Source organism: Sporosarcina sp. OR05, assembly GCF_041414805.1.
Taxonomy (GTDB): Bacteria; Bacillota; Bacilli; order Bacillales_A; family Planococcaceae; genus Sporosarcina; species Sporosarcina saromensis.
On record NZ_JANKJL010000001.1, the window covers coordinates 734,891 to 761,455 of the forward strand.

28 protein-coding genes and 1 riboswitch are annotated in these 26,565 nt (G+C 41.9%); of the genes, 26 read left to right on the forward strand and 2 right to left on the reverse strand.

Annotation, left to right across the window (positions count from 1 at the left end; translation table 11 throughout):
• Positions 1 to 79, forward strand: a riboswitch (glycine riboswitch).
• Positions 80 to 138: 59 nt separating this feature from the next.
• The 3 genes from gcvT to gcvPB are packed head-to-tail and all read left to right on the forward strand — an operon-like array spanning position 139 to position 4,079.
• Complete coding sequence (gene gcvT / locus NRI27_RS03505) at positions 139 to 1,236, forward strand: glycine cleavage system aminomethyltransferase GcvT (protein WP_371389547.1); 1,098 nt, start codon at positions 139 to 141, stop codon at positions 1,234 to 1,236.
• 25 nt (positions 1,237 to 1,261) lie between these two features.
• Positions 1,262 to 2,608, forward strand: a complete 1,347-nt coding sequence (gene gcvPA, locus NRI27_RS03510) for an aminomethyl-transferring glycine dehydrogenase subunit GcvPA (protein WP_371389548.1) — start codon at positions 1,262 to 1,264, stop codon at positions 2,606 to 2,608.
• Positions 2,601 to 4,079: an aminomethyl-transferring glycine dehydrogenase subunit GcvPB gene (gene gcvPB / locus NRI27_RS03515; protein WP_317942035.1), complete on the forward strand. Its 1,479-nt coding sequence runs from the start codon at positions 2,601 to 2,603 to the stop codon at positions 4,077 to 4,079. The genes gcvPA and gcvPB overlap by 8 nt, the downstream gene beginning before the upstream one ends.
• 137 nt (positions 4,080 to 4,216) lie before the next feature.
• Here gcvPB and NRI27_RS03520 read toward each other — a convergent pair whose 3' ends face one another.
• Entirely contained in the window at positions 4,217 to 4,597 is a 381-nt protein-coding gene (locus tag NRI27_RS03520; RefSeq protein ID WP_317942034.1) for a rhodanese-like domain-containing protein, read from the reverse strand.
• A gap of 107 nt (positions 4,598 to 4,704) precedes the next feature.
• Between NRI27_RS03520 and NRI27_RS03525 the strand changes: the two genes are divergently transcribed.
• Entirely contained in the window at positions 4,705 to 5,541 is an 837-nt protein-coding gene (locus tag NRI27_RS03525) for a lipoate--protein ligase family protein (protein WP_371389549.1), read from the forward strand.
• 168 nt (positions 5,542 to 5,709) lie between these two features.
• Positions 5,710 to 8,274 (forward strand): vitamin B12-dependent ribonucleotide reductase, encoded by a 2,565-nt coding sequence (locus NRI27_RS03530; RefSeq protein ID WP_371389550.1) that lies wholly within the window; start codon positions 5,710 to 5,712, stop codon positions 8,272 to 8,274.
• Positions 8,275 to 8,321: 47 nt separating this feature from the next.
• Here the strand turns inward: NRI27_RS03530 and NRI27_RS03535 are convergent, their stop codons facing one another.
• Positions 8,322 to 9,305, reverse strand: a complete 984-nt coding sequence (locus tag NRI27_RS03535) for a DUF1385 domain-containing protein (protein WP_317942031.1) — start codon at positions 9,303 to 9,305, stop codon at positions 8,322 to 8,324.
• 207 nt (positions 9,306 to 9,512) lie between these two features.
• Here NRI27_RS03535 and NRI27_RS03540 point away from each other — a divergent pair, with 207 nt between their 5' ends.
• From NRI27_RS03540 to recN, 21 genes are all read left to right on the forward strand, one after another.
• Positions 9,513 to 9,926: a hypothetical protein gene (locus tag NRI27_RS03540; RefSeq protein ID WP_317942030.1), complete on the forward strand. Its 414-nt coding sequence runs from the start codon at positions 9,513 to 9,515 to the stop codon at positions 9,924 to 9,926.
• Positions 9,927 to 10,002: 76 nt separating this feature from the next.
• Positions 10,003 to 10,449, forward strand: a complete 447-nt coding sequence (gene aroQ / locus NRI27_RS03545) for a type II 3-dehydroquinate dehydratase (RefSeq protein ID WP_371389551.1) — start codon at positions 10,003 to 10,005, stop codon at positions 10,447 to 10,449.
• Positions 10,446 to 11,504, forward strand: a complete 1,059-nt coding sequence (locus tag NRI27_RS03550; RefSeq protein WP_371389552.1) for a M24 family metallopeptidase — start codon at positions 10,446 to 10,448, stop codon at positions 11,502 to 11,504. Before aroQ ends, NRI27_RS03550 begins: the two co-directional genes overlap by 4 nt.
• 21 nt (positions 11,505 to 11,525) lie before the next feature.
• A complete protein-coding gene (efp, locus tag NRI27_RS03555; RefSeq protein WP_371389553.1) occupies positions 11,526 to 12,083 on the forward strand; it encodes an elongation factor P in 558 nt (185 codons plus the stop codon).
• Positions 12,084 to 12,228: 145 nt separating this feature from the next.
• Complete coding sequence (locus NRI27_RS03560) at positions 12,229 to 12,438, forward strand: SpoIIIAC/SpoIIIAD family protein (RefSeq protein WP_317942026.1); 210 nt, start codon at positions 12,229 to 12,231, stop codon at positions 12,436 to 12,438.
• On the forward strand, positions 12,438 to 12,815 hold the full coding sequence (locus tag NRI27_RS03565; RefSeq protein WP_371389554.1) for a SpoIIIAC/SpoIIIAD family protein: 378 nt from the start codon (positions 12,438 to 12,440) through the stop codon (positions 12,813 to 12,815). The genes NRI27_RS03560 and NRI27_RS03565 overlap by 1 nt, the downstream gene beginning before the upstream one ends.
• A gap of 15 nt (positions 12,816 to 12,830) precedes the next feature.
• A complete protein-coding gene (locus NRI27_RS03570; protein ID WP_371389555.1) occupies positions 12,831 to 13,730 on the forward strand; it encodes a stage III sporulation protein AE in 900 nt (299 codons plus the stop codon).
• A gap of 243 nt (positions 13,731 to 13,973) precedes the next feature.
• The gene (locus NRI27_RS03575) at positions 13,974 to 14,399 is read left to right on the forward strand and encodes a hypothetical protein (protein WP_317942023.1); all 426 of its coding nucleotides are present in this window, start codon (positions 13,974 to 13,976) and stop codon (positions 14,397 to 14,399) included.
• The gene (locus NRI27_RS03580) at positions 14,386 to 14,928 is read left to right on the forward strand and encodes a SpoIIIAH-like family protein (RefSeq protein WP_317942022.1); all 543 of its coding nucleotides are present in this window, start codon (positions 14,386 to 14,388) and stop codon (positions 14,926 to 14,928) included. The genes NRI27_RS03575 and NRI27_RS03580 overlap by 14 nt, the downstream gene beginning before the upstream one ends.
• Before the next feature lie 145 nt (positions 14,929 to 15,073).
• A complete protein-coding gene (gene accB, locus NRI27_RS03585) occupies positions 15,074 to 15,592 on the forward strand; it encodes an acetyl-CoA carboxylase biotin carboxyl carrier protein (protein WP_371389556.1) in 519 nt (172 codons plus the stop codon).
• A 14-nt stretch (positions 15,593 to 15,606) separates the two neighbouring features.
• Entirely contained in the window at positions 15,607 to 16,953 is a 1,347-nt protein-coding gene (accC, locus tag NRI27_RS03590; RefSeq protein WP_317942020.1) for an acetyl-CoA carboxylase biotin carboxylase subunit, read from the forward strand.
• A gap of 47 nt (positions 16,954 to 17,000) precedes the next feature.
• Complete coding sequence (locus tag NRI27_RS03595) at positions 17,001 to 17,402, forward strand: Asp23/Gls24 family envelope stress response protein (protein WP_371389557.1); 402 nt, start codon at positions 17,001 to 17,003, stop codon at positions 17,400 to 17,402.
• A 114-nt stretch (positions 17,403 to 17,516) separates the two neighbouring features.
• A complete protein-coding gene (gene nusB, locus NRI27_RS03600; protein WP_317942018.1) occupies positions 17,517 to 17,897 on the forward strand; it encodes a transcription antitermination factor NusB in 381 nt (126 codons plus the stop codon).
• Positions 17,898 to 17,924: 27 nt separating this feature from the next.
• Complete coding sequence (gene folD / locus NRI27_RS03605; RefSeq protein WP_371389558.1) at positions 17,925 to 18,800, forward strand: bifunctional methylenetetrahydrofolate dehydrogenase/methenyltetrahydrofolate cyclohydrolase FolD; 876 nt, start codon at positions 17,925 to 17,927, stop codon at positions 18,798 to 18,800.
• A gap of 110 nt (positions 18,801 to 18,910) precedes the next feature.
• Complete coding sequence (gene xseA, locus NRI27_RS03610; RefSeq protein ID WP_371389559.1) at positions 18,911 to 20,269, forward strand: exodeoxyribonuclease VII large subunit; 1,359 nt, start codon at positions 18,911 to 18,913, stop codon at positions 20,267 to 20,269.
• A complete protein-coding gene (locus tag NRI27_RS03615) occupies positions 20,266 to 20,508 on the forward strand; it encodes an exodeoxyribonuclease VII small subunit (protein ID WP_317942015.1) in 243 nt (80 codons plus the stop codon). Before xseA ends, NRI27_RS03615 begins: the two co-directional genes overlap by 4 nt.
• Entirely contained in the window at positions 20,501 to 21,385 is an 885-nt protein-coding gene (locus tag NRI27_RS03620) for a polyprenyl synthetase family protein (RefSeq protein ID WP_371389560.1), read from the forward strand. Before NRI27_RS03615 ends, NRI27_RS03620 begins: the two co-directional genes overlap by 8 nt.
• 160 nt (positions 21,386 to 21,545) lie before the next feature.
• A complete protein-coding gene (gene dxs, locus NRI27_RS03625) occupies positions 21,546 to 23,450 on the forward strand; it encodes a 1-deoxy-D-xylulose-5-phosphate synthase (protein ID WP_371389561.1) in 1,905 nt (634 codons plus the stop codon).
• Positions 23,447 to 24,268: a TlyA family RNA methyltransferase gene (locus NRI27_RS03630; protein WP_371389562.1), complete on the forward strand. Its 822-nt coding sequence runs from the start codon at positions 23,447 to 23,449 to the stop codon at positions 24,266 to 24,268. Before dxs ends, NRI27_RS03630 begins: the two co-directional genes overlap by 4 nt.
• A 25-nt stretch (positions 24,269 to 24,293) precedes the next feature.
• Positions 24,294 to 24,743, forward strand: coding sequence for a transcriptional regulator AhrC/ArgR (ahrC, locus tag NRI27_RS03635; protein WP_317942011.1), 450 nt, complete (start codon positions 24,294 to 24,296; stop codon positions 24,741 to 24,743).
• 31 nt (positions 24,744 to 24,774) lie between these two features.
• The gene (gene recN / locus NRI27_RS03640; RefSeq protein WP_371389563.1) at positions 24,775 to 26,472 is read left to right on the forward strand and encodes a DNA repair protein RecN; all 1,698 of its coding nucleotides are present in this window, start codon (positions 24,775 to 24,777) and stop codon (positions 26,470 to 26,472) included.
• Positions 26,473 to 26,565 lie beyond the last annotated feature (93 nt).

Genomic DNA, 26,565 nt, shown 5'->3' on the forward strand with positions numbered 1-26,565 from the left:
ATCTCTGGAGAGTGCCGAGAAGATCGGCCACCAACGAGGAAAGCCGTAAGGTCAAACTTTCAGGTACACGGACAGAGGTTCTCTTAGCGATAAGGGGATCTCTGTCTTTTTTTATTCAAATTAAGGAGGATGACGTCTGTGACAGAAACATTGAAACGAACCGCTCTTTTTGATACGTATCAACAATTTGGCGGGAAAACAATTGATTTTGGTGGATGGGAATTGCCTGTTCAATTCTCTAGCATCAAGGCTGAGCACGAGGCTGTAAGAACGAATGCGGGCTTATTTGATGTATCCCATATGGGTGAAGTGTTTGTAGAAGGTGAAGGGGCGCTTCCATTTTTACAAAAGTTAGTGACAAATGATGTTTCAAAATTGAAAGACGGTCAAGCGCAATACACAGCAATGTGCTATCCCGATGGTGGTACAGTTGACGATCTTCTCATTTATAAAAGAAAAGAAAACGACTATTTACTTGTCGTGAACGCTTCGAACATTGAAAAGGACGTTGCATGGATGAATGAACATGTAACAGAAGATGTCACAATTACTGATCGTTCAGATGAATACGGACTCATCGCTATTCAAGGGCCAAAAGCGCAGCAAGTTTTGCAAAAACTCACAAAAGAACCACTTGAAGACATTAAATTTTTCCGTTTTAAAGAAAATATAGATGTTGCAGGGCACCAAGTCCTCGTTTCACGCACTGGTTATACAGGTGAAGACGGTTTTGAAATCTATGGAAACCATGAAGCGATTGTCGCCTTGTGGTCTACGATTTTAGAAGCAGGTTCTGAAGAAGGCGTCGTACCTGCTGGATTAGGTGCGCGTGACACGCTTCGGTTTGAGGCAGGATTACCGCTTTATGGACAAGAATTGTCTAAGGATATTACACCATTGGAAGCAGGCATCGGCTTTGTGGTGAAGTTGAACAAAGAGGCTGATTTTAACGGAAAAGCTGCACTAGCTGCTCAGAAAGAGAATGGCGTCCCTCGAAAACTGATTGGTCTTGAAATGATTGATAAAGGTATTCCACGGACGGGTTATAAAGTATTCATCGGTGAGCAAGAAGTTGGAGAAGTAACGACTGGTACCCAATCGCCTACCCTGAAGAAGAATATTGGTTTTGCGCTGCTGAACACGGAGCATGCCGCAGAAGGAACAGAAGTCGAAGTGGAGATTCGTAATAAGAGACTAAAGGCAGTTGTAATTTCCACGCCATTTTATAAACGATAATTGATAGTAGAGGAGAAGTGTTGATATGAAGCATCGTTATCTTCCTATGACCGAAACAGATCGGGATGAAATGCTAGCTGCAATTGGTATTGCAACAATTGATGAACTTTTCGAAGATATTCCTGAAAAAGTTCGATTTAAAGGTGAACTAAACATTAAACCTGCAAAATCCGAATCAGCGTTAACGAAAGAGTTAGCACAAATTGCTGCTAAAAACGCAGATGCACGTACATATGCATCTTTTCTAGGGGCTGGTGTATATGATCATTACAAGCCAATCATTGTCGATCATGTCATTTCGCGTTCAGAGTTTTACACAGCGTATACACCTTATCAACCCGAAATTTCACAAGGTGAGTTGCAAGCCATTTTTGAATTCCAAACGATGATTTGTGAATTGACAGGTATGGATTTAGCGAACTCGTCGATGTATGACGGAGGGACAGCATTAGCGGAAGCTGGAAATTTGGCAGCAGGTCATACAAAGCGAAAGAAGATTCTCGTTTCTGAAACTGTTCATCCTGAGTCAAGAGATGTTGTGAAAGCTTATGCTTCGGGTCAATTCATTGATGTCGTGACGGTTCCTCAAAAGAATGGCGTGACAGACATGGAGAAACTTGCGGAATTAGTCGATGAGGAGACAGCTGCAGTTCTTGTTCAATACCCGAACTTCTTCGGTCAAATCGAGGATCTTCAAACTGTTAGTACGCTAACGCATGAAAAAGGCGCATTGGTCGTCGTTTCGTCCAACCCATTAGCATTAGGTGTCCTTACACCACCAGGTAAACTGGGGGCAGATATTACGGTTGGGGATGCGCAACCATTTGGTATTTCAGAGCAATTTGGCGGTCCACATTGTGGATTCTTTGCAACAACGAAGAAATTAATGCGTAAAGTACCTGGTAGATTAGTAGGGGAAACAACTGATGACCAAGGTAGAAGAGGGTATGTATTGACGCTTCAAGCGCGCGAACAACATATTCGTCGTGATAAAGCAACGTCTAATATTTGTTCCAACCAAGCATTGAATGCACTCGCTGCGTCCGTAGCGATGACAGCTCTTGGAAAAGTCGGCGTCAAGGAAATGGCTTATCAAAACATCGCAAAAACCGCTTATGCAAAACAAGCATTTGAACAAGCGGGCTTCACTGTAACATTCAAGGGTGCGCACTTTAATGAAATTGTTGTAGATTTACAACAACCCGTCAAAGAAGTGAATGAAAAATTGCTTGCCAAAGGATTCATTGGCGGATACGATCTGGCGTTAACTTATCCAGAACTTGCAAATCATGCGCTCATTGCAGTAACTGAGCAACGTACGAAAGAAGAAATCGATGCACTCGTGCAGGAATTGGAGGCTCTTCATGCATAAGGAAAACCAACCGCTTATTTTTGAAATGACAAAAGAAGGTCGTGTAGGCTACAGTTTACCTGCACTTGATGTGCCGGAAATCGATCTTTCCAGTCACTTGCCTAGTGGATTTTTACGTGAAGAAAGTGCTGAACTACCAGAAGTTTCAGAGCTTGATATTATGCGTCACTATACTGCGTTGTCAAACCGTAACCATGGTGTAGATACTGGTTTTTATCCACTAGGTTCTTGTACGATGAAATACAACCCGAAAATTAACGAAGCGGTAGCTCGTTATGCAGGCTTTGCGCATATCCATCCATTGCAAGATGAATCTACGGTTCAAGGCGCGATGGAAATCATGTATGACCTTCAGGAGCATTTATCAGAAATTACAGGAATGGATGAAGTGACGCTTCAACCGGCGGCAGGTGCTCATGGAGAATGGACAGCACTCATGATGATCCGTGCATTCCATGAAGCAAATGGAGAATTCAACCGTACGAAAGTACTTGTTCCGGATTCTGCGCACGGAACAAATCCTGCTTCTGCAACAGTTGCAGGTTTTGATACTGTTACGGTGAAGTCTAACGAGCTAGGACTCGTCGACATTGAAGATTTGAAATCTAAAGTAGGACCAGATACTGCAGCATTAATGCTTACAAACCCGAATACACTAGGCTTATTTGAAGAGGAAATTCTTACAATGGCTGAGATTGTACATGGGGTTGGCGGCAAGTTGTATTATGACGGCGCGAACTTAAATGCTGTTATGTCGAAAGCACGTCCAGGAGACATGGGCTTCGATGCGGTGCATTTGAACTTGCATAAAACATTTACAGGACCGCATGGCGGTGGTGGACCAGGATCAGGTCCAGTTGGTGTCAAGAAAGACTTAGCAGCGTTCTTGCCAAAACCAGTATTAGTGAAAAAAGAAGATCGCTATACGTTTGAATATGATCGTCCTCAATCTATCGGTCGAGTGAAGCCGTTCTACGGAAACTTCGGAATTTATTTACGTGCGTATACGTATATCCGTTCAATGGGTCCAGATGGTTTGAAAGCCGTTACCGAATATGCTGTGTTAAACGCGAACTATATGATGCGAAGACTGGAGCCTTATTTCGATCTTCCATATACACAACATTGTAAACATGAATTTGTTTTATCCGGACGTCGCCAAAAGAAATTGGGTGTACGTACATTGGATATGGCAAAACGCTTGCTCGATTTCGGATTCCATCCACCAACAATTTACTTCCCGCTAAATGTTGAAGAGGGAATGATGATTGAACCAACAGAAACAGAGTCAAAAGAGACATTGGATTCTTTCATCGATGCAATGATTCAAATTGCAAAAGAAGTTGAAGAGAACCCTGAAATCGTTCAAGAAGCACCTCATACGACGGTCATTAGCCGTCTTGACGAAACAAAAGCGGCACGTCAACCAGTATTACGATACACGAAAGAACAAGAGCTTGTGAATGTTTAATAAATGAATTGCAAAAGGAGATCCCTCTTCACGGATCTCCTTTTAGCTGTTCGTTCCGATTTTGTTTATAAGCATAAAATAGTAAAAAAGTTCCTCCTAATTGGAAGAACTTTTTTTTACTTCGTGATTAGAGATGATTACTTGCTTTTTACTTTACCGGTCCACGTACGGAATCCACCTTGCAATTGGTACAAGTGTGCATAATCTTTTTTCTTTAAAAACATTGCAGCACGAGAACTTTTACCGCCGTTTTGATCGTATAGATAGACAGGTTTGTCTGGACGAATCTCTTTAAAACGTTGTCTGAATTGTGAATACGGAATATTGCGTGCTCCTAAAATATGCCCCGATTCGAATTCTTTTGGTTCGCGCACATCGATTAGTTGTGCTTTGCGATACCCTTCAATGAATTGTTCTTGTGTTAAATTTGTAACTGATTTACGCACACGCAACATCGTAATAACGAAATACACTACGATGGCAACGAGAAGTGCAATAAGAATATATAAGCTGCTCACAATCAATTTTCCCCTTTCTATCTATACATTCATTATAAAGAATGAGTAGCACATGTTCAATGAGAATGATAAAATGAAATGCATTGCAGTTAATAGGGGGAAACGTTATGTCAAAAACAGTATGGCATTTCATCAATTCAGGAAAGTGTTCACCGTCTTACAATATGGCGCTTGATGAAGCGTTAATGGAGTGGCATAGCCAAGGCGAAATCGGACCGGTTCTGCGGTTTTATGAGTGGGAGCCTGCAACATTATCGATCGGTTATTTTCAACGTGTTGAAAAGGAAATTGATATGGCAGCCGTAGAGGCACATCAATTAGGGTTTGTACGTCGGCCGACAGGTGGACGGGGTGTATTGCATGAACATGAACTTACTTATAGTGTCATTGTGACGGAAGAGTATCCTAACATGCCTGAGACTGTAACTGAAGCCTATCGGGTGATCTCAGGAGGTTTACTGGAAGGATTCCGGAACTTAGGCTTGAACGCTGAATTTTCCGTTCCTGAAACAAAGAAACAAAGTGATGATTTAAAGCGTCCGAAAAGTGCAGTTTGTTTTGATGCACCGAGCTGGTATGAATTAGTCGTCGAAGGGAAAAAGGTGGCGGGAAGTGCTCAAACACGTCAAAAAGGTGTGATTTTGCAACATGGCGCTATTTTACTTAGTTTAGACGAGGAAAAGTTAGTGTCATTGTTTAAATTCGATAGCGAGGAATCGCGTAAACGTATGCTTGAAAGCCTTCCGAACAAAGCGGTTGCCATCGATCGATTGACAGATAAAGAAATTTCTATTGATGCTTGTATTGATGCGTTTTCGAAAGGATTTGAAAAAGCGCTATCTATACAATTACAACCATTGGAGCTGTCGATTGAACAAAAGCAGTTTGTGCATGAAATAGAGAAAAAGAAGTACGCAAACGATGAATGGACATACCGTAAGTGAACACTATATCTTTTGTTCTATTTTTCATGAATGAAATCGAGTAGGTATGCGATTTGTTAAAATGTGTAAAATACTACAAGTTGAAGCGTGTGTCAATATGTAGTAGATTATTTACTAGTTAACACACTAGATGTGGTGTGTAATATATTCCGTGAAGGAGAATGTAAGATGGTTGTAGTTTCAAGTGGACAAAATCCTGTGTTGGACATTGCGCAATTAAATGAGGATATTGCGGTGTTTCCACAGGTACATCCAATCACGGATGACATGAAGATTGTACATAGTGGTGTATCTCGTCTCGTCATGATTGATCGCTACTCTTTCAAGGACACAGAGAAAAAGACTTTAAAAGCAGGTGACTTTGTCGTTCTGACAGTGAAAGAGGATCCGAAATTTCCTGCACGAGGACTAGGTTTTATCAAATCCATTGACATGGAAAAAGGCACTGCTTCTATCTGGATTGAACCTGAATACCGGACGTCTATCGACAATGTGGATGAGCAAGAAAACGGAGTTATCACTCGGCCGCTAGATGTCATTGAGAAACCGCTGGAAGTATTTTACGAGCAAATCGCTAAAAGAAATGCAACAGGTCTAGCTTCCGTTGAATCGACGGAGGACAAGCGTCAACAATCCTTTGAACTGTTCTACGATCAACTGGCACGCTTGAACTTCATCCCGGCAGGTCGTGTTCTATATGGGGCTGGTTCTGAAACGGAAGTGACATTCTTTAACTGTTACGTGATGCCGTTCGTAGCGGATTCGCGTGAAGGTATTTCAGATCATCGTAAACAAGTGATGGAAATTATGAGTCGTGGCGGTGGAGTCGGGACAAACGGCTCAACACTACGTCCCCGCAACACGCTGGCAAGAGGTGTGAACGGGAAGTCTTCTGGATCTGTTTCTTGGCTAGATGACATTGCAAAATTGACGCATCTAGTAGAACAAGGCGGAAGCCGCCGCGGTGCACAGATGATCATGCTTGCGAACTGGCATCCGGATATTTGTGAATTTATCATTTCGAAAATGCAGAACCCGAGAATTCTCCGATTTCTTTTGGAAAACACAGAAGAGGAATTGATTAAAAAGCTAGCGAATGAAAAATTGAAATTCACACCTCTAACTCAACAAGAGGAAGCGATGTATCAAGGGATTCTGAACTACCGAACGATTCCTGGCATGGGTGGTTTCAATGAAGCAATTATCCGTGATGCAGAAATGAAGTTAAAAGATGGCGGTACGTATTCTGTCCACAACCCTGAATTCTTAACGGGTGCAAACATTTCCGTAACGTTAACGGACGATTTCATGAAAGCTGTAGAAAACGACGAGGCGTATGAGCTTCGTTTTCCAGCAGTTGAAAAGTATACAGCAGAACAAATGAATGTCTATAACGAACAATGGCACAAAGTTGGAGACGTCCGTGAATGGGAACGTTTAGGACATGAAGTGCGTGTCTACCGTACAATTAAAGCAAGAGCATTATGGGATCTCATCAATATCTGTGCTACGTATTCAGCGGAACCGGGTATCTTCTTTATTGATAATGCGAACAAGGAAACGAATGCAAAAGCATACGGGCAACAAGTTGTTGCAACGAATCCATGCGGTGAGCAGCCGTTAGCACCCTATTCCGTTTGTAACCTTGCAGCAGTGAATCTAGCAGAGTTTGCGGATAAAGAAGCGAAGACTGTAGATTTCGAGAAATTGAAAGAAACCGTAAGCGTCGGTGTGCGTATGCAAGATAACGTAATTGATGCAACCCCTTATTTCCTTGAAGAGAATAAAAAGCAAGCACTTGGTGAACGACGTGTAGGACTAGGTGTAATGGGCTTAGCCGACCTGCTGATTTATTGTGAAAAAGAGTACGGTTCACCGGAAGGGAACGAACTCGTTGAACAAGTGTTTGAAACGATCGCTACGACCGCTTACCGGACGTCTATTGAACTCGCTAAAGAGAAAGGGAGCTTCCCATTCTTAATCGGTAAAAATGATGATGAAACGGCTGCATTGCGTCATGCATTCATCCAAACAGGGTTCATGAAGAAAATGCCGAAAGATATCAGAAATGGCGTTTTGGAACACGGCATTCGAAATTCGCACTTATTAACGGTCGCGCCAACAGGATCGACTGGCACAATGGTAGGTGTTAGTACGGGATTGGAACCGTATTTCTCATTCACGTATTACCGTAGTGGTCGATTAGGGAAGTTCATTGAAGTGAAAGCGGGAATTGTTGAAGAATATTTAACACGTCATCCTGAAGCGGATCCAAATGAGTTGCCAAACTGGTTTGTTTCGTCAATGAGCTTATCTCCTGAAGCGCACGCTGACGTCCAATGCATCATCCAACGTTGGATTGACAGCTCGATTTCTAAAACAGTCAATGCACCACGGGGCTATACAGTTGAACAAGTGGAAAGTGTGTACGAGCGTCTCTACAAAGGCGGAGCAAAGGGCGGTACTGTTTATGTAGACGGAAGCCGTGATTCACAAGTGTTGACGCTAAAAGCTGAAGAGAATGTCATGGACAACAATGAAATGACGGAAGAAGTCATTGAACAACGCAAAGTCGTTCTTGTGAATACTGTTCACGATTTACGTTCTACAAATGTGACTATTGGCTCGGAAGTCGGTAACACATGTCCGGTATGTAGAAAAGGGACAGTAGAAGAAATGGGTGGCTGTAACACGTGCACAAACTGTAACGCACAGTTGAAATGTGGTTTGTAAATTATTGAACAAAAAATAAAGGGAGTGCCACTAGCGGCACTTCCTTTTTAGTTCGCAGCAACAGTTGTATTCACTGTTTTTTCAGTTGTGGACTTTAAGATGTCGATGTTTTCAATGCCTTTTTCTTCAATCTCTAATAACTTGTTGAACGAAGCAATTGCGACTTCCACTTGTTTGTCGTCAGGCTCTTTTGTTGTCAACAATTGCAACCAGAGTCCAGGATACCCTAGAAACTTCAAGACGGGGATATTCCGAAGGCTATTTGTAAATTGCAACACCTCAAAAGAAACACCGATGACAACAGGTATTAACAGAATGCGGTTCACAATACGAAGCCAAAAAGGATCGGTTGGTACGAGGAAATAAATGAACATCCCGACGATGACCGTAAACAATAGAAAACTACTGCCGCAACGATAGTGCAAGCGAGAAGACGCTTGGACGTTTTCTACGGTGAGAGGAAGGCCACTCTCGTAAGCATTGATTACTTTGTGCTCTGCACCGTGATACTTAAATACACGTTTAATGAGAGGTGTCATCGAGATCAACGAAATATACGTCAATAAAAGCGCGAGTTTAAAGAAGCTTTCGAGTAGGATTTGAGCTGTTTTACCGGGTGCGATGAATTCAAGCATTTGCGCAAGAAACACAGGTACTAGCGTAAATACGAATTTACCAAAAATGAATGATAAAACACCGACAGCTGCTACACCGAGTACCATTGCGAGTTTTGATGATTCTTCTTCAGTGTGGTCGACTTCTTCTCCAGGCATAACATCATAACGTTCGTTTGCAAAAGTAAGATGCTTGGAACCGATGCCAGCAGATTCAATTAGTGCAACAATACCACGCACGAAAGGAATCTTTTTCAGCTTCGCAGCAAGTGGTTTTTGCTCTTTGGGCACGTAATAGTAGTCAAGGGAATCGTCTTTTCTCCGAATCGCTGTAACTGTATGATTCCTACTTCCGAACATGACGCCTTCAATTAAAGCTTGACCACCGTATGTGGGGGCTTGTTGTTTTTTACTCATGGATTTTCCAACACCTTCTCTTTTCAATTGACCTTCATCTATTTATTGGTATGCCACGCTACTGTAATTGCCTGTAGTTCGTTGTATACCATTCATATAGCAAATCTTATATCTTTCTATTGTACAAAAAAACGAAGAGCTACTCCACCATAAAGGTTTAAAAATTGCGTCGCATTCCTACACTTCGAGTGAGGAGGGAATTGCACAATGACAAAAACAATGATATGGACAACTGTTGTAGCAGCATTGTTCACGACTGCATCACTTAAGATGTTGCATTATTTTAATTTTATTAAATGGTCGCCGATTGGATGGGCGAAGAAATGGTTACTCTTTGGCTCTACGCATGAATGGTGGAAATGGAGTGTTCTCTTTATTGTCCTGTTCATCATTTTCGGTATATTTTATCAAGTAGCTGTACGGACATCCCGCATTCCACCGTCTGTAACAGCTTTGTGTATCAGTGCGATTGCTGCTGTGACGATTGAGTGGCTCATCCATGCACCTACTTCCGTAACAGAAGGGTTCAAAACACTTTCCATCCCATTCTTTTCAATTCTTGCAATTGTAAGCAGGTTTGTAACTGGAACCGCTGTGTATATGAAGAAATCTTTCCGCTAAGCACGATAAAATAGGTTGCGACTATTGGACAGTGTGATAAAATGGGAAAGAAAAAGGTGAGGGGAATGATGTAGCTGTGAAACTGCTCGTTCTGAATGGACCGAATTTAAATCGATTAGGCAAAAGGGAACCTGGCATCTATGGAGCGGAAACTTTGGAAGATATTGAAAACCATCTAAGAAAAGTTGCTTCTGAAAACTTTGTGGACATTTCCTTTTATCAATCGAATCATGAAGGAGCTCTCATTGACAAAATACATGAAGCCGAAGACGATGGGTACGATGGTATCGTTTTCAATCCGGGAGCGTATACACATACGAGTATCGCTTTGCGGGATGCAGTGTCATCGGTAAATGTACCTGTCATTGAAATCCACATTTCCAATATACATAGTCGGGAGTCTTTCAGACAACATTCAGTCATTGCACCCGTCTGCATTGGGCAGCTTTCCGGTTTTGGGGCACATGGGTATGAATTAGCAGTTCAAGCTTTCCTTCTCCGCAGAAAAGGGGTAGAGCTATGAATCTTGTAACATTACGTGAAGCACTTAAAGAAAATGCCTTAGATGCAATTCTCGTAACCAATTCGTATAATCGTCGCTACATCACTGGTTTCACAGGTAGTTCAGGTGTTGCAGTTATTTCCGCAAATGATGCAGTTTTCATTACGGATTTCAGATACACTGAACAAGCAGCTGAACAAGTGAAAGGTTTCCGAATCGTTAAGCACGAACGGACGATCATTGAAGAAGTTGCTGCGCAAGTGCAAGAAATGAATATTCAAACGCTCGGTTTTGAAAAAGACGATGTGACATTCGGCATGTACGAACTGTATAATGAAAAGGTGCAAGCGGAATTAAAACCTGTTTCGGGAATCATTGAAAAGCTAAGAATGATCAAATCTGCTGAAGAAATTGAAATCCTAAAAGATGCAGCAAAGATTGCCGATGACGCATTTGCACATATTTGCACATTCATTAAACCAGGCGTTTCTGAGCTTGAAGTGTCAAACGAATTAGAAATGTTCATGCGGAAGCAGGGAGCGACTTCATCTTCATTCGATATCATTGTTGCTTCAGGTGAAAGAGGCGCATTGCCACATGGTGTAGCTTCTGCTAAAATCATTCAATCAGGCGAATTGGTCACTTTGGATTTCGGAGCTCTTTATAATGGGTACATTTCCGATATTACACGAACAGTCGCTGTAGGTGAGCCTTCGGAGCAAATGAGAGAAATCTACGAAATTACCCGTGCTGCTCAACAAAAAGCTTTAGAAGAGATTAAACCGGGTATGACTGGAATAGAAGCGGATGCAATTGCTCGTGACTATATTAAGTCAAAAGGGTACGGTGAAGCCTTTGGACACTCGACAGGGCACGGTATTGGGTTAGAAGTGCATGAAGGTCCAGCTTTGTCTTTCCGTTCAGAGACAGTACTTGTACCGAATATGTCTGTAACAGTAGAACCAGGTATTTATGTACCAGGAGTAGGTGGCGTTCGAATCGAAGATGACATCATCATTACCGAAGAAGGTAATGTCCGTTTGACGCACTCACCAAAAGAATTAATAATCCTATAACGACATAATGGAGGAACATGCATGATTTCAGTAAACGAATTTAAAACAGGTTTGACAATAGAGGTTGACGGAGACATTTGGCGTGTAATTGATTTTCAACACGTGAAACCAGGTAAAGGTGCAGCATTTGTACGTTCAAAATTACGTAACCTTCGTTCTGGTAACGTCAATGAAAAAACATTCCGTGCAGGCGAAAAAGTAGAAAAAGCCCAAATCGATAACCGTCGCATGCAATACTTGTATGCAAACGCTGACGATCACGTATTTATGGATAACGAATCCTACGAACAAATTGAATTACCTTCCGCACAAATTGAGGAAGAATTGAACTACTTACGTGAAAACATGGAAGTGCATATCATTTCCTACAAAGATGAGATTCTCGGCGTAGAACTTCCTTCAACCGTTACTTTGGAAGTAACAGCGACTGAACCAGGCATTAAAGGCGATACAGCGAGTGGTGGCTCTAAGCCTGCAACGCTGGAAACAGGATTAGTCGTCCAAGTACCATTCTTCGTTAACATCGGAGACAAACTCATTATCAATACTGAAGAAGGCGCATACGTTTCAAGAGCTTAATACATTGTATATAACAAACACTCCATTTCTCGACAAAAGAGAAATGGAGTGTTTGTTTTTTTGCATCTGTATGAAGTTTCGGTTGAACAAATCTTCATATTCCCTCAGCCGTCCTCATAAGGTGTTACATGAAGGGGGCACCCGAATGGAATTAAATGATCTATTGCGTATTGCAGGCATTGGCTTGGTGATTGGTTTTCTTCATGTCTTTTTTGAGCAGACCGGCAAGAAGGAATTTTCTTTTTTTCTCTTTTTTGTAGCATACATTTATATCGCTGCAGAAATGCTTCGCTTCCTGCGGATTTTCTTCTCGGAAATCGCTGAATTCTTCCAATGGCTGTCCATGGCGTTCTAATGAGTATACTGTTCCAATTAATTGTCGTCTATTTACTACTGATCATGTTGTCGTTTACATCAAAAAGCCTACAACCTGTTCTCTATGCGGCAGTCTTTTTCATTTTTCTGGCGTATGTCAGTATGACGATTATCGTGCCGTTTGGAAAAACATTCATGCAATTATTCGACCCACTGCCTACCCCTTTTGCAAAGTTATTAATCGGAAGTGTCGTTCTCTATTATTTAGCAGAATTAATTTGCAAACATATTGCCGAAGCAGGATACGAATCAATTGCTTCTGTTGCGCAAGTTGCTATTAAAATTGCCATTTTGTCATTGTGGTTGCCACAACTTTCAACTCTTATCGACACGCTCTCCAAATTAATCATTAAATGATTGGATGTTACATTCATGCTCAATATGCTGCAATCTGTTGTTGGAACAGTACTCTCCAGTTTCCTCATTGTAATCCTTACATCATTCATGGCACTTATCGTCGATTTCCTTTTTCCGTCCTTTAAAAGATGGACGAGGCTCTTTTTGTTCTTCATTATATTGACAATCGTATTGCAACCAGCTTTTGAACACCTCCAAATGATTCGTACGATTACGCAATCGATTGCAACGATTTTCATTTCAATATATCCATTGTTAACAGCTAGTATCATTGCATCGGGTGGCTCTTTTAGTATGTTGAACTTCCAACCTGCCATGCTGCTGTTTGCCAATGGCGCAGTTCTTCTAGCGGATAAAGTATTAATACCGATGTTGGCGGCTGCAATCTTATTGGATATTTTGACAAGGATTCTCCCTGATGTCTCTTTTTCGAAGATGTCAGACTTGCTTCGAACGACATTATTAGGTGTCGTTTCAGCACTTGTTGCCGCTTATTCCATTTTCATCACGGCTGGTGGCACACTATCTTGGGCACTGACGGGTGTTACGAGTGAACCGATTAAAGAACTCGTTCGTCAAAATGTTCCACTCATTGGATCATTTCTAACAGATAGTATGGGGGCGATCGGAAGATATTCTTCTGGTGCTAGCGTGTTTGTTGGGGCGTGGCTTATTATTACGATTTGGACGGTCGCTCTTTTGCCGACGCTTAAAACTTTACTGACAGGGTTTCTTTACCGATGGACGGCTGCACTGATTGAACCATTCGCACATGAGGAAATCACTGGCGTACTAGATGATATCGGTAAAACATTGTTTGTCTTATGCGCAGTTTCATTTCTTGTCGCATTCGCATTTATTTATTCAGCATTGTTCACCGTCATTCTAATCAAATTAATAACCGCAGTGAAATGAGGGGTGGCATGCTTGAGTTTTTGAATGGCCTTATGCTCATTATTTTATTGTCTACTAGCCTATTGTTGCTGCTACCAGAGGAATCGGAGTCGGATTTCCTTCCACTTGTCAAAATAGCAATAGGAATTTGGATCATTCATTCAATCACGCGAATTTTTGGTCATACCCTCTTTTGAACAAGCATATTATGCATCATAGATGACACGAACCAGATCCGGCTCGAAGGGATGAAGTGGTGATCAAATGCAAAAACCAAAACGAAAAATCCATATGCTCTTCATCGGTACACTGCTCGCGCTCTTCATCATTTTCATCAATACGACTTTTGGTTCGATTGGAGGGGAGAAAAAGAAGGGGGAAGAGAACCGGGAAGTGGCAGCGCTTGAAACGGCGCTGATGAAGATGGAAGGAATCGGGGAAGTGTTTATCTACTTCCACTATGAGCACGTCGACACGTCGAGTTCGCTCGCGGATATGTTATCGGTTAGTGGCTCATCTCCGAAAAAAGCTAGTTCATTACAAGGGATTTTAGTTGTAGCGGAAGGTGTAGAAAATAGTAAGAAGAAAAATGAATTGACACGCATTCTATCGGCAGTGCTCCAATTGCCAGAACATCGAATTGTCATCGTTGAACATGAAAAAAGGGGGATACAACTTGAAAGCGAATAAACGTACTGTGTGGTTTTTAACTTTACTAAGTCTCGTAGCGGTTATCTCAATCTACTATTTAAAAAAGGAAGCACCAATGGATTTGGATGCAATGGCGATATTCGGAGATGCTGATAAGGTCACTGTATCAAAGCCGGGAGATGCGGACAGTGCTAAAAAGCCCGTGTATGCGGATTCAATGTTGCTTGAAGAAATGCGAATGACCGTTCAAAATGAGCGCAGCAACTTGAAAAGTCAGTTGACGGACAAGATGACGTCAGCGGACTCGACAGCAGAAGAAAAAAGTGCTGCATATGACGCAATTGCGGAATTGACAAAAACGTCATCTGCTGAAGAAATGATGGAGATGCAAATTCGAGCACTTGGCTACCCTGAAGCGTTCGTCAAGAAGGACAATGGTAAAGTGACGATTACTGTCATTTCCGAAGATGGTGGTCATTCCTCGAAGATGGCTGCTGAAATTACACAATATGTCATGACGAGCTGGGACGATGCACGAACTGTCCAAGTCGATTTTATGAATCAATAAAACTTGTTAGAGGCCCGAAAAGGGTCTTTTTCTTTTGGTTGAAAGGTTTTTGAAACAAAAAACATGTTATCTGTTTCAAAATGTACGAAAAACGTCTAAAATAGGTTTGAACCCAATAAATATTAATGAGTCAGGAGAATCGCTAATGTTGAAAATTCAAGAAATTCGCGAAATAATTAAATTAATTGATCAATCATCCATTGACAAATTCACTTTTGAATCAGATGGTACAAAAATTAAACTCGAGAAAAAGAATGAAGGAGCAACACATCAAATGGTCGCTCAACCACAAAGTGAGCAACCGGTTCAGCAAGCGGCGCCTGCTGCTGTAGAAGTGAAGAAAGAGGAGCCGAAACAGGAAGTTGCTGAAAAAGTGGAAGAATCGCCAGCAGCGGAAAGCAAAAAGTCTGTTGACGATGCATCCTTGCACAAAATACCTTCACCAATGGTAGGAACGTTCTACAAATCTTCCGCACCGGACGCACCAGCTTACGTCCAAAAAGGAGATTCCGTCAAAGCGGATACAATCGTCTGCATCGTAGAAGCAATGAAGCTCTTCAACGAAATCGAAGCAGAAGTATCCGGTGAAATTGTGGAGATTCTCGTGGAAGATGGACAACTTGTTGAATACGGTCAACCTCTCTTCCTCGTCAAACAAAACTGAGGAGGAATGTAAAGATGAAAAAAGTGTTAATAGCAAACCGTGGAGAGATTGCGGTACGTATTATCCGTGCGTGCAAAGAAATGGATATTGAAACGGTTGCGGTGTATTCCGAAGCGGATCGTGAAGCCCTTCACGTTGAACTTGCTGACGAAGCCTACTGCATCGGCCCTAAACTGTCAAAAGATAGTTATTTAAACTTCTCAAACATTATTAGCATTGCAAAGTTAACTGGATGTGATGGAATCCATCCGGGTTACGGCTTCCTTGCAGAGAACGCAAGCTTTGCTGAATTATGTGAAGAAGTGAATATTGAATTCATTGGTCCTACTGCAGATGCCATTTCAAAAATGGGTACAAAAGACGTCGCAAGAGAAACGATGAAGCAAGCGGGTGTCCCGATTGTTCCAGGCTCAGAAGGCATTGTTGCTGATGAAGTGGAAGGATTGGCTGTTGCAAAAGAAATTGGTTTCCCAGTCATCATCAAGGCGACAGCAGGTGGAGGCGGTAAAGGAATCCGTGTCGCAATGAACGAAGAAGAGCTTGTCAAAGGGATTAAGATTACACAAAAAGAAGCGGCTGCTGCTTTTGGTAACCCTGGCGTCTATTTGGAGAAGTTCATTGAAGAATTCCGCCATGTTGAAGTGCAAGTGTTGGCAGATAAGCACGGTAATACAATTCACCTCGGGGAACGCGATTGTTCCATTCAAAGACGAATGCAAAAACTCGTTGAAGAAGCACCATCTCCAGCGTTAACGGCTACATTGCGTGAGCAAATGGGTGAAGCGGCTGTTAAAGCTGCACAAGCTGTTAATTATCGAGGTGCAGGGACTGTTGAGTTCATCTTCGACCATGTAAATGAGAAATTCTATTTCATGGAAATGAACACACGGATTCAAGTTGAGCATCCGGTTACTGAAATGATTACTGGCATCGATTTGATTAAACAACAATTGCGTGTTGCTGCGGGTGAAAAATTGCAGTATCGCCAAGAAGACATTACGTTTACGGGTGTGTCAATCGAATGTCGCATAAATGCAGAAAATCCATCGAAGAATTTCATGCCTTCTCCTGGTGAAGTGAAAATGTATATGCCACCAGGCGGCTTCGGCGTAAGGGTCGATTCTGCAGTATATCCAGGTTATTCGATTCCGCCATTCTATGATTCTATGGTGGCAAAACTCATTGTACATGCTGATACACGGGAAGAAGCTGTCGCAAGAATGAAAAGAGCACTGGAAGAATTTATCATTGAAGGTGTTCATACGACCGTTCCATTCCATGTGAATTTAATGGATCATGAAGTATTTAAATCGGGTGATTTCGATACGAAATTCCTGGAGAAATACCAAGTAATGAAGTAATGCATGCTTTTATAGGACCGTACACGATAGTAAGGGAGGAACAGTGAATGGCTGAAAAAACAAATCCTTCGTTCGTTGGAATGAGTTCAAAAGGTGACGCAATATTAGGTCGAGTCCAGCTTGCTCCTGAAGTGCTCGAAGTCATTATCGGTATTGCTACAAACGAAGTCGAGGGTGTAGCGACGACGAAAGGTAGCTTTGCAACAGGAGTGGCTGAGAAGTTCGGGAAAGTATTCCACGGAAAAGGCGTTAAAACGGAGTGGGTTGACGACAAACTTGTAATCGATGTGTATTGTGTCGTTCGGTACGGCTATTCGATCCCGAACGTTGCAACCGACATCCAAAAGCAAATTCGCCAAACCGTTTACAATATGACTTCACTCCAAACGAAAGAAGTGAACGTTCATATTACAGGAATCGCATTTGAATCATTGGCTGACACAGAATGAAGTTAAAAAGCATCGTCCATAGGATGGTGCTTTTCAACTTGTCCTACTATATCTTCATCAACTGAGTATGCTATGATAAAGCCCAAGAGATATAGGAATGAAGGAGACGAAACAATGAAACGAAGAGAAGCACGTGAAAAAGCGGTACAAACCCTTTTTCAATTAGACAACACTGAAATGACTGTGGATGAAGCCATTGCTTATATTACAGACTCACCGGTCAACGCATTTTATGAATCGCTCGTTAAAGGGACGATTGAAAACCGACAAGAAATTGACGCTGTGTTAAAAGACAAATTAGAAAATTGGTCACTCGACCGATTACCTAAAATTGAAAGAACGGTACTCCGATTAGCTGTTTATGAGCTACTGCATAATGAAGACGTTCCGCATCGTGTCATTTTGAACGAAGCGATCGAACTCTGCAAGCAATTTGGAGACGAAAAATCAGGCCGCTTCGTAAATGGCGTCCTCTCTAAATTCGAAGAGAAATAAAAAACGGGTTGTGTGGAGGGAAAGTAGATGACTGCAAAATTGATTAGTGGTGTGACGATTGGAAAAGAAATAAGAGAAGAGATTGCGACGAGTGTACTTGATTTGACAACAGAGGGTTGCCAACCTGGTCTAGCGGTCATTCTTGTCGGTGAAAATCCGGCTTCTCAAACTTATGTGAAAAACAAAGAGAAATCCAGTATTGAAGTTGGTATGAAATCACAATTGATAAAACTTCCCGACACAGTTTCAGAACAAGAACTGTTAGGACATATCGAAGAGTTAAACAGTGATGATAGCATCCATGGAATCTTAGTTCAATTACCATTGCCGAAGCACATTAATGAAGATTTGGTCATCCGATCCATTGACCCGAATAAAGACGTTGACGGATTCCATCCACAGAATGTCGGAAAAATGATTATTGGCCAAGAGGGCTTTCTACCTTGTACCCCATATGGCATTATGGAGATGTTGGAACGTAGTGGAATTTCAGTAGCTGGAAAGCACGCTGTCATTATCGGGCGAAGCAACATTGTTGGCAAGCCGATGGGGCAATTACTACTTCAAAAAGATGCTACTGTTACATATTGTCATTCTCGGACAAAAGATCTTCCATCTTTTACAAAGCAAGCAGATATTTTAATTGTAGCGATTGGTAGAGCTAAATTTGTGACTGTGGATTTTGTAAAAGAAGGTGCCGTCGTAATCGATGTCGGTATGAATCGGGATGAAAACGGCAAATTGTGTGGAGATGTAGATTTTAATACGGTGAAAGAAGTGGCTTCCGCAATCACTCCTGTTCCTGGCGGTGTAGGGCCAATGACCATTACAATGCTGTTAAAAAATACAGTGTTAAGTGCTGAAACGGCACTGCAAGAAGGCCGATGCAAGCAACAAGCGTAAGCAAACACAGTTAACTTAACTGTGTCAGATGTCAATAGCATTTCAAAACAGCGCTGTTTTTCAAAAGAAAGACAGCGTTTCTATACGTAAGCGACTTGGGGGTATGAAGGATGAGTCAAAATCTATATCTGACTGTACAATCACTTACAAAATACATAAAACGCAAATTTGAAGCTGATCCCCACTTACGGAACGTCTTTGTAAAAGGGGAGTTATCCAATGTGAAAATTCACCCAAGTGGCCATATCTACTTTACACTCAAAGACGATATGAGCCGTATCCAATCAGCGATGTTCAAAGGTGCAGCCAATCAGTTAAAGTTCAAACCAGAAGAAGGGATGAACGTTCTTATCAATGGGGATGTAAATGTCTTTGAAGCAAGTGGACAATATCAACTATATGTCCAGTCCATGCAACCTGATGGTGTGGGCGCATTATACTTGGCATTTGAACAATTGAAAAGACAATTAGCGAGTGAGGGTTTATTCGATCAACGATGGAAGCAACAAATCCCTACTTTACCTAAAAAGGTTGGTGTCATTACAGCGCAGTCTGGAGCTGCGATTCGAGATATTTGTTCGACAATCCAACGTCGATACCCGTTAACTGAAATTGTGTTGTTTCCGGCTGTTGTACAAGGACCTCAAGCAGCACCGTCTATTAACCAAGCGCTCATTCAAGCGGAACAATACGGTGATATCGATGTCATTATCGTTGGTCGCGGTGGCGGATCAATTGAAGACTTATGGGCATTTAATGAAGAATCTGTTGCACGGGCCATTTTTTCATGTAAAATCCCGATTATTAGTGCAGTCGGCCATGAAACGGACACGACAATTGCAGATTTTGTAGCGGATATGCGTGCACCTACTCCAACAGCAGCAGCAGAATTAGCAGTACCTTCAAAAGAAGAGTTGTTTGACAGGATATTGCAAAGGAAGCGGTCAATTTATCGCTCTTTTTCCAATCAAATTAAAACGGAAAGAAAAAGGTTGGTAAACGTTCAACAATCGTATCCTCTCCAATACCCAGAACGATTGTATCGACCATTTATTGAGAAAATGAGCGCTCTAGACGATCGACTCGTGCGTAGTCGACATGAGTTGACTGCTACAAGAGTTGCAGAACATGCACGATTAGCTAAGATGTTGGCTTTTTATTCACCCAATGTGCGCATTAAAGAAGAAAGTCGCTCCACAACGTTGTTGACAGAAAGATTGACGAGAGCAATGCAAATCGAACTTCGCAATAAAACAGATCATTTCACTGCTACTCTTCGGATGTTAAAAGCGCTAAATCCATTGGAAGTGATGGACAGGGGCTTTTCGATTGTGTATAAAGAAGGGAATGTCGCAAAATCTGTCAATACATTGACAGTAGGCGATCAACTAACCGTTCAATTACAAGATGGAACTTTACAAACTGAAATTCAGTCAATACAGTTGAAGGAAAAGGAGGAAGACAAATGAGCAAGGAGACGCTTCGTTTTGAAGAAGCAATGAGTAAGCTGGAAAGCATCGTTCAAAAATTGGAATCAGGTGATGTGCCATTGGAAGATGCGATCACTTTATACAAAGAAGGAATGGAATTGTCAGCTTATTGTCATGGGAAACTGCAAGATGCAGAAAAGCAACTCATTACAATAATTGATAAAGATGGTCAATCGAGCTCATTTGACCCTTCGAAAGGACAGGACACGAATGGATAAACAGTTAGAGATGTTCATGACAAAACACATACCTATGATTGATGAGCAACTACAGCAGTTATTAACAGGAGGCTATTCACCAATCTCTTTGAGGGAATCCATGCTCTATTCTGTCAAAGCAGGCGGCAAACGAATTCGTCCTCTTCTCGTTTTAGCGGTATTAGAGGATTTTGGTGTACAGTCTGCGGATGCACTGAAAGTCGCTAGCGCGGTGGAATTGATACATACATACTCACTCATACATGATGATTTGCCTTGCATGGATGACGATGATTATCGAAGAGGTCAATTGACAAATCACAAAGTTTTCGGTGAAGCGACTGCAGTATTAGCGGGTGATGCACTTCAAACGGCTGCTTTCAATGCATTGGCATCATTAGAACATACCTCAGCAGAAAAAGCGCTTGCATTAGTTCGATTGTTAGCGGAAGCTTCAGGTGCAAAAGGAATGGTCGGTGGTCAAATCCTTGATATGGAAGGGGAAAAAGCATCCCTATCACTCGAACAGCTAGAAGAAGTGCATTTGCATAAAACAGGTGCCTTATTATCATTTTGTATAGAAGCAGGTGCAATCCTTGCAGGGGCAAATGAAAACCAAATCGCTCAATTACGCAGTTACGCGCGTAACATCGGCCTTGCTTTTCAAATAAAGGACGATATTCTAGATGTAACCGCAACGACCGAACAACTAGGCAAGCCAGCGAACAGTGATACCGATAGTGAAAAATCGACCTATCCATCCTTACTTGGATTAGAAGGTGCCCGTCTACAACTGGAAAAATACCATACGAATGCAATTGAATGTCTTTCGTTCTTACCGAGTGATAAATCTTACTTAGCGCTTTTCGCAGATTATATTGTTCAAAGGGAACTGTAATTAGGTTTAATTTGCAAAGGTAATTGCTCAGAATTGGGAGAAACGTCTACGTCGCTCAATCAGAACAATGTTGAAAGTTTCTATTGGAAGGCCTTCTTGTTATAATGAATACAATTACTTACTAACAGAGGCAATCAATTTACAAAGGTGTGTGATCGTTATGGATCTGAATCAAATAACCAATCCGTCCTTTTTGAAAAAGATGAATAAAGAGCAATTGACGGAATTAGCGAAGGAAATACGAAAGTTTCTAATTGAAAACCTAGCTTCGACAGGTGGGCACATTGGACCGAATCTAGGTGTAGTCGAACTGACAATCATGATGCACAAACTGTTTCATAGCCCTGAAGACAAATTTATATGGGACGTCGGTCATCAAGCGTATGTGCATAAAATCCTAACAGGCAGAGCAAACCAGTTTGGGACACTTCGACAATATAAAGGGTTGAGCGGATTCCCTAAAATGGCTGAAAGTGAACACGATGTGTGGGAAACCGGACACAGTTCGACATCTCTTTCAGCTGCGATGGGAATGGCTGCTGCAAGAGATATGCAAGGCAAATCCAATTATGTCATTCCGGTAATTGGCGACGGTGCCTTAACGGGTGGTATGGCATTAGAAGCACTCAATCATATTGGCCATTTGAAAACGAATATGATCGTTGTGTTAAATGATAATGAGATGTCAATTGCGCCAAACGTAGGAGCTTTGCATACAGTTCTAGGCAAATTGCGTACTGCAGGCAAATACAACAGTGCAAAAGACGAGTTGGAATATATTCTGAAGAAAATCCCTGCGGTTGGTGGAAAAGTAGCGGCTGCTGCTGAGCGAGTGAAAGACAGTTTAAAGTACTTGCTCGTATCAGGGGTGTTTTTTGAGGAGCTCGGATTTACGTATTTAGGGCCAATTGATGGACATGATTTCGCAGATCTTGAACGTAACCTTTTATATGCGAAAAAGATGGAAGGGCCAGTGTTGCTTCATGTCATCACGAAAAAGGGGAAAGGTTACCAACCTGCTGAAGAAGATAAGAAGGGAACTTGGCATGGAACTGGACCTTACAAGATCGAAACGGGTGATTTTGTGAAATCGCCAACAACAGCGCCGTCTTGGAGTGGACTAGTTGCAGAAACGGTAAGGAAATTAGCGAGAGAGGACAAACGGATTGCGGCAATTACACCTGCAATGCCGGTTGGTTCGAAACTGGAGTCCTTTGCTGAAGAATTTCCTGAACGCTTCTTTGATGTCGGGATTGCTGAGCAACATGCTGCTACGATGGCAGGTGGCTTAGCGACGCAAGGGATGAAACCGTTTTTAGCGATTTACTCAACGTTCCTTCAACGCGCATACGATCAAATGCTTCATGATATTACGAGGCAAAAGTTAAATGTATTCATTGGCATCGATCGTGCTGGGCTTGTCGGTGCAGATGGTGAGACACATCAAGGTGTATTCGATATTGCATTTTTAAGACACTTGCCGAATCTTGTGATCATGATGCCTAAAGATGAAAATGAAGGCCAACATATGGTGAAAACGGCTTTTGACTACAATGAAGGGCCGATTGCAATGCGTTATCCAAGAGGGAATGGATTAGGCGTTAAAATGGATGAACAGCTTAAACCGATTCCAATTGGTACGTGGGAAGTTTTGAGTGAAGGTACCGATGGAACAATCTTAACTTTTGGAACGACTATTCCGATGGCGTTGGAAGCAGCTGAAACGCTCTCTAGCAAAGGAATCTCTGTGAAAGTTGTAAATGCTCGTTTCATTAAACCGCTAGATACGGATATGTTGGATCTTTTGTTTGTGGCAGGTAAACCAATTGTGACGGTCGAAGAGGCAGTGTTAGCTGGTGGATTTGGCAGTTCGGTCATTGAATATGCCCACGATACGAAGGCAACAACTGGTTCCATCGATCGCATTGGAATTCCTGATGAATATATTGAACACGGAAGTGTAGATAAACTGTTAGAGGAAATTGACGTTACTGCGGAAGCGATCGTAGCGACGATGGAAAAAGCTGTGGAAAATACGCTTGTGAGAAAAAGGGAAAAGATATGACGAACGGGCAACAAAAAGAACGAGTTGATATTTTACTTGTCCAAAGAGGACTCGTTGAAACGAGAGAGCAAGCGAAACGGTCTATCATGGCTGGCCTTGTATACTCGGCTGAAACACGTATGGACAAACCAGGAGAAAAGGTTAAAGTGGATGCGCCATTGCATGTGAAAGGTTCCGCTTTGAAATATGTGAGTCGTGGTGGTTTAAAACTTGAGAAAGCATTAGAAGTCTTCGAATTGGACGTGGCAGGCAAAATAGTATTGGACATCGGCTCTTCTACAGGCGGATTTACCGATTGTGCATTACAGAACGGTGCGGAGCATTGCTATGCACTTGATGTAGGAACGAACCAGCTCGCTTGGAAAATCAGGAGTGACGAACGGGTCACTGTTATGGAAAAAACGAACTTTAGACATGCGACACCCGCATTGTTTACGAACGGTTTGCCACATGTTGCGACAATCGACGTTTCTTTCATATCATTGACTCTAATACTTCCACCATTAAAAACGATTCTACTACCCGGTGGAGATGTGGTTGCGCTCGTGAAGCCTCAGTTTGAAGCAGGAAAAGAAAAAGTAGGGAAAAAGGGCATTGTCAGGGAAAAGTCTGTGCATTTGGAAGTATTGCAAAAAATAGCCGATGCTGCAATCGCGAATGGATTTTCCTTAACCGGTATTTCTTTTTCCCCTGTTACAGGGGGAGAAGGGAATATTGAGTTCCTCTATCACTTGATATCTGAATCCACCCCTGTGAATGGATTCACGACCGACGATTTTGAAAAGTTATTGCATGAAGCTTATAACCACCTAACATAAACAACTTTGCATTGGAGTGATATTCATGAACAAGGGGCAGAGGCATCTAAGAATTCGTGACATAATTTCTAACGAAGAAATTGAAACGCAAGATCAACTTGTCGATAAACTAAAACGTGCAGGCGTTGACGTGACGCAAGCGACAGTCTCTAGGGATATAAAGGAATTGCACCTCATTAAGGTGCCTGTTCAAGATGGAAGATACAAATATAGTTTGCCGACCGTCCAAAAATACAATACAGAAGAGAAACTTCGGCGCATGCTGACAGATGCTTTTGTTAGTGTGGATAGTGCAAGTCATTTTATCATCTTAAAAACACTCCCGGGTAACGCACACGCTGTAGGTTCACTTGTCGATAATCTCGGTTGGGAAGAAATGCTTGGGACGATTTGCGGAGATGATACATGTATGATCATCTGTCGGGAAGAAGCACTTACAGAAGAGGTCAAATCAAGACTATTAGCGTTACTTTAACGGTACTTTCGACAAAGGAGATGCATCCTAAATGCTAAATGAAATTGCCATCCATAACTTTGCCATCATCGAACATCTTGAAGTCCCTTTTGATGAAGGGCTTACGGTTTTGACAGGTGAAACAGGTGCAGGTAAGTCAATTATCATTGACGCTGTGCAACTTCTCGCAGGTGGCAGAGGCTCTCAAGAATTCATACGGCATGGTGCAAAAAAAGCGGAGTTGGAAGGAATGTTCACCGTGGAAGCGGAAGATCACCCTGTTTTTGAAAAGATGAGGGAGTTTGGGATTGACGCAGAAGACGGGAGCATTATTTTACGACGGGATATAAATTCAAACGGAAAAACGACTTGCAGAGTAAATGGTAAACTTGTCACAATCGCGACATTACGTGAAATTGGTTCACAATTAATTGACATTCATGGGCAACATGATAATCAAGAACTAATGCAGGAAAAACGACATATCCATTTACTTGATCAATTCGCCGGACAACCACTTGCCGAAGCACATGCGAACTACATGGATGTTTTCAATCGGTACAGTAGATTAAAAAAGAAGCTGGCAGCAACTTCTCAAAACGAACAACAAATTGCCCAGCGTATTGACTTGTATTCTTTCCAGTTGCAAGAAATTGATGCTGCTTCGTTAAGAATTGATGAAGAAGAAGAGTTGGAAGAAGAGAAGTTGAAACTGCAACATTTTAATCGGTTGTTCGAAAGGTTACATACAGCATACGAGTCAATAAGTGGAGACAATCATGCGCTGGATTGGGTTGGCTCTGCAATGAGTGATTTGGAAGATGCCGCTTCGATTGATAAACAACTTGCTGCTCACGCAGAAACGGTTTCTACTAGTTTCTATGCATTGCAAGATACTGCACACGAGATTAAGAGTCTAATTGATGAAATGGAATTCGACCCTTTACGCTTGGATGAAGTGGAAAATAGATTAGCAATGCTTAATGCATTAAAAAGAAAATACGGCAAGACAATCGAAGACATTGTGATTTATCGTGAAAAAATTGCGGATGAGCTTGATCAGTTGTTGAATCGTGACGAACGGATACATGCAGAGGAAGAAAAATTAGAACAGTTAAAGAAGGATTTGGAAGTTGAAGCGAATGAGCTATCGATGATTCGACGAGAAGCGGCAGTGCGATTAGAGGAAGCAATTATGACACAGCTGACCGAATTGCATATGGCCAAATCGACTTTTCATGTTTCCATTGAACAAAAAAGTGCGGGCAATTTTGATGCGAGTGGTTTTGATGATATTGCATTTCTCATCTCTACAAATGTCGGGGAACCGCTAAAACCGTTAGTGCGAATAGCTTCAGGTGGCGAACTTTCAAGGATTATGTTAGCGTTAAAAACAATCTTTTCAAAACATCAAGGTATTACTTCCATCATTTTTGATGAAGTGGATACAGGTGTGAGTGGTCGAGTCGCACAAGCAATTGCGGACAAAATCGCAATGATTGCTACACATTCGCAAGTATTGTGCATTTCCCATTTACCACAAGTTGCGGCGATGGCAGATCATCATTTCTTCATTTCCAAAGATGTAAAAGGTAACCGTACAACGACAGCTGTAACCGAAATTGTGGATCTTGACAGGACGAAAGAGCTGTCAAGAATGCTTTCTGGTGCAGAAATTACTGCGCTTACACTTCAACATGCCGAAGAGTTATTGACAATGGCAGAAGATAGAAAAGAGCAATTTCGTTAACGGATTAACTGGAATCGGTGGCGCATACTTTTGTATGCGTTTTTTCTTTATTTAACCTTTCATAAGTTCGGTTTGAAAGGACATACCAATAGT

Excerpts from the sequence above, each read along its gene's own strand:
- accB (WP_371389556.1), top strand. The coding sequence starts at position 15,074 with ATGTTGAAAATTCAAGAAATTCGCGAAATAATTAAATTAATTGATCAA.
- folD (WP_371389558.1), top strand. The coding sequence starts at position 17,925 with ATGACTGCAAAATTGATTAGTGGTGTGACGATTGGAAAAGAAATAAGA.
- NRI27_RS03550 (WP_371389552.1), top strand. The coding sequence starts at position 10,446 with ATGAATCTTGTAACATTACGTGAAGCACTTAAAGAAAATGCCTTAGAT.
- NRI27_RS03530 (WP_371389550.1), top strand. The coding sequence starts at position 5,710 with ATGGTTGTAGTTTCAAGTGGACAAAATCCTGTGTTGGACATTGCGCAA.
- gcvPA (WP_371389548.1), top strand. The coding sequence starts at position 1,262 with ATGAAGCATCGTTATCTTCCTATGACCGAAACAGATCGGGATGAAATG.
- NRI27_RS03565 (WP_371389554.1), top strand. The coding sequence starts at position 12,438 with ATGAGTATACTGTTCCAATTAATTGTCGTCTATTTACTACTGATCATG.
- efp (WP_371389553.1), top strand. The coding sequence starts at position 11,526 with ATGATTTCAGTAAACGAATTTAAAACAGGTTTGACAATAGAGGTTGAC.
- NRI27_RS03570 (WP_371389555.1), top strand. The coding sequence starts at position 12,831 with ATGCTCAATATGCTGCAATCTGTTGTTGGAACAGTACTCTCCAGTTTC.
- NRI27_RS03620 (WP_371389560.1), top strand. The coding sequence starts at position 20,501 with ATGGATAAACAGTTAGAGATGTTCATGACAAAACACATACCTATGATT.
- accC (WP_317942020.1), top strand. The coding sequence starts at position 15,607 with ATGAAAAAAGTGTTAATAGCAAACCGTGGAGAGATTGCGGTACGTATT.
- NRI27_RS03535 (WP_317942031.1), bottom strand. The coding sequence starts at position 9,305 with ATGAGTAAAAAACAACAAGCCCCCACATACGGTGGTCAAGCTTTAATT.
- NRI27_RS03595 (WP_371389557.1), top strand. The coding sequence starts at position 17,001 with ATGGCTGAAAAAACAAATCCTTCGTTCGTTGGAATGAGTTCAAAAGGT.
- NRI27_RS03560 (WP_317942026.1), top strand. The coding sequence starts at position 12,229 with ATGGAATTAAATGATCTATTGCGTATTGCAGGCATTGGCTTGGTGATT.
- NRI27_RS03540 (WP_317942030.1), top strand. The coding sequence starts at position 9,513 with ATGACAAAAACAATGATATGGACAACTGTTGTAGCAGCATTGTTCACG.
- NRI27_RS03575 (WP_317942023.1), top strand. The coding sequence starts at position 13,974 with ATGCAAAAACCAAAACGAAAAATCCATATGCTCTTCATCGGTACACTG.
- nusB (WP_317942018.1), top strand. The coding sequence starts at position 17,517 with ATGAAACGAAGAGAAGCACGTGAAAAAGCGGTACAAACCCTTTTTCAA.
- NRI27_RS03525 (WP_371389549.1), top strand. The coding sequence starts at position 4,705 with ATGTCAAAAACAGTATGGCATTTCATCAATTCAGGAAAGTGTTCACCG.
- xseA (WP_371389559.1), top strand. The coding sequence starts at position 18,911 with ATGAGTCAAAATCTATATCTGACTGTACAATCACTTACAAAATACATA.
- recN (WP_371389563.1), top strand. The coding sequence starts at position 24,775 with ATGCTAAATGAAATTGCCATCCATAACTTTGCCATCATCGAACATCTT.
- NRI27_RS03630 (WP_371389562.1), top strand. The coding sequence starts at position 23,447 with ATGACGAACGGGCAACAAAAAGAACGAGTTGATATTTTACTTGTCCAA.
- ahrC (WP_317942011.1), top strand. The coding sequence starts at position 24,294 with ATGAACAAGGGGCAGAGGCATCTAAGAATTCGTGACATAATTTCTAAC.
- dxs (WP_371389561.1), top strand. The coding sequence starts at position 21,546 with ATGGATCTGAATCAAATAACCAATCCGTCCTTTTTGAAAAAGATGAAT.
- gcvPB (WP_317942035.1), top strand. The coding sequence starts at position 2,601 with ATGCATAAGGAAAACCAACCGCTTATTTTTGAAATGACAAAAGAAGGT.
- NRI27_RS03615 (WP_317942015.1), top strand. The coding sequence starts at position 20,266 with ATGAGCAAGGAGACGCTTCGTTTTGAAGAAGCAATGAGTAAGCTGGAA.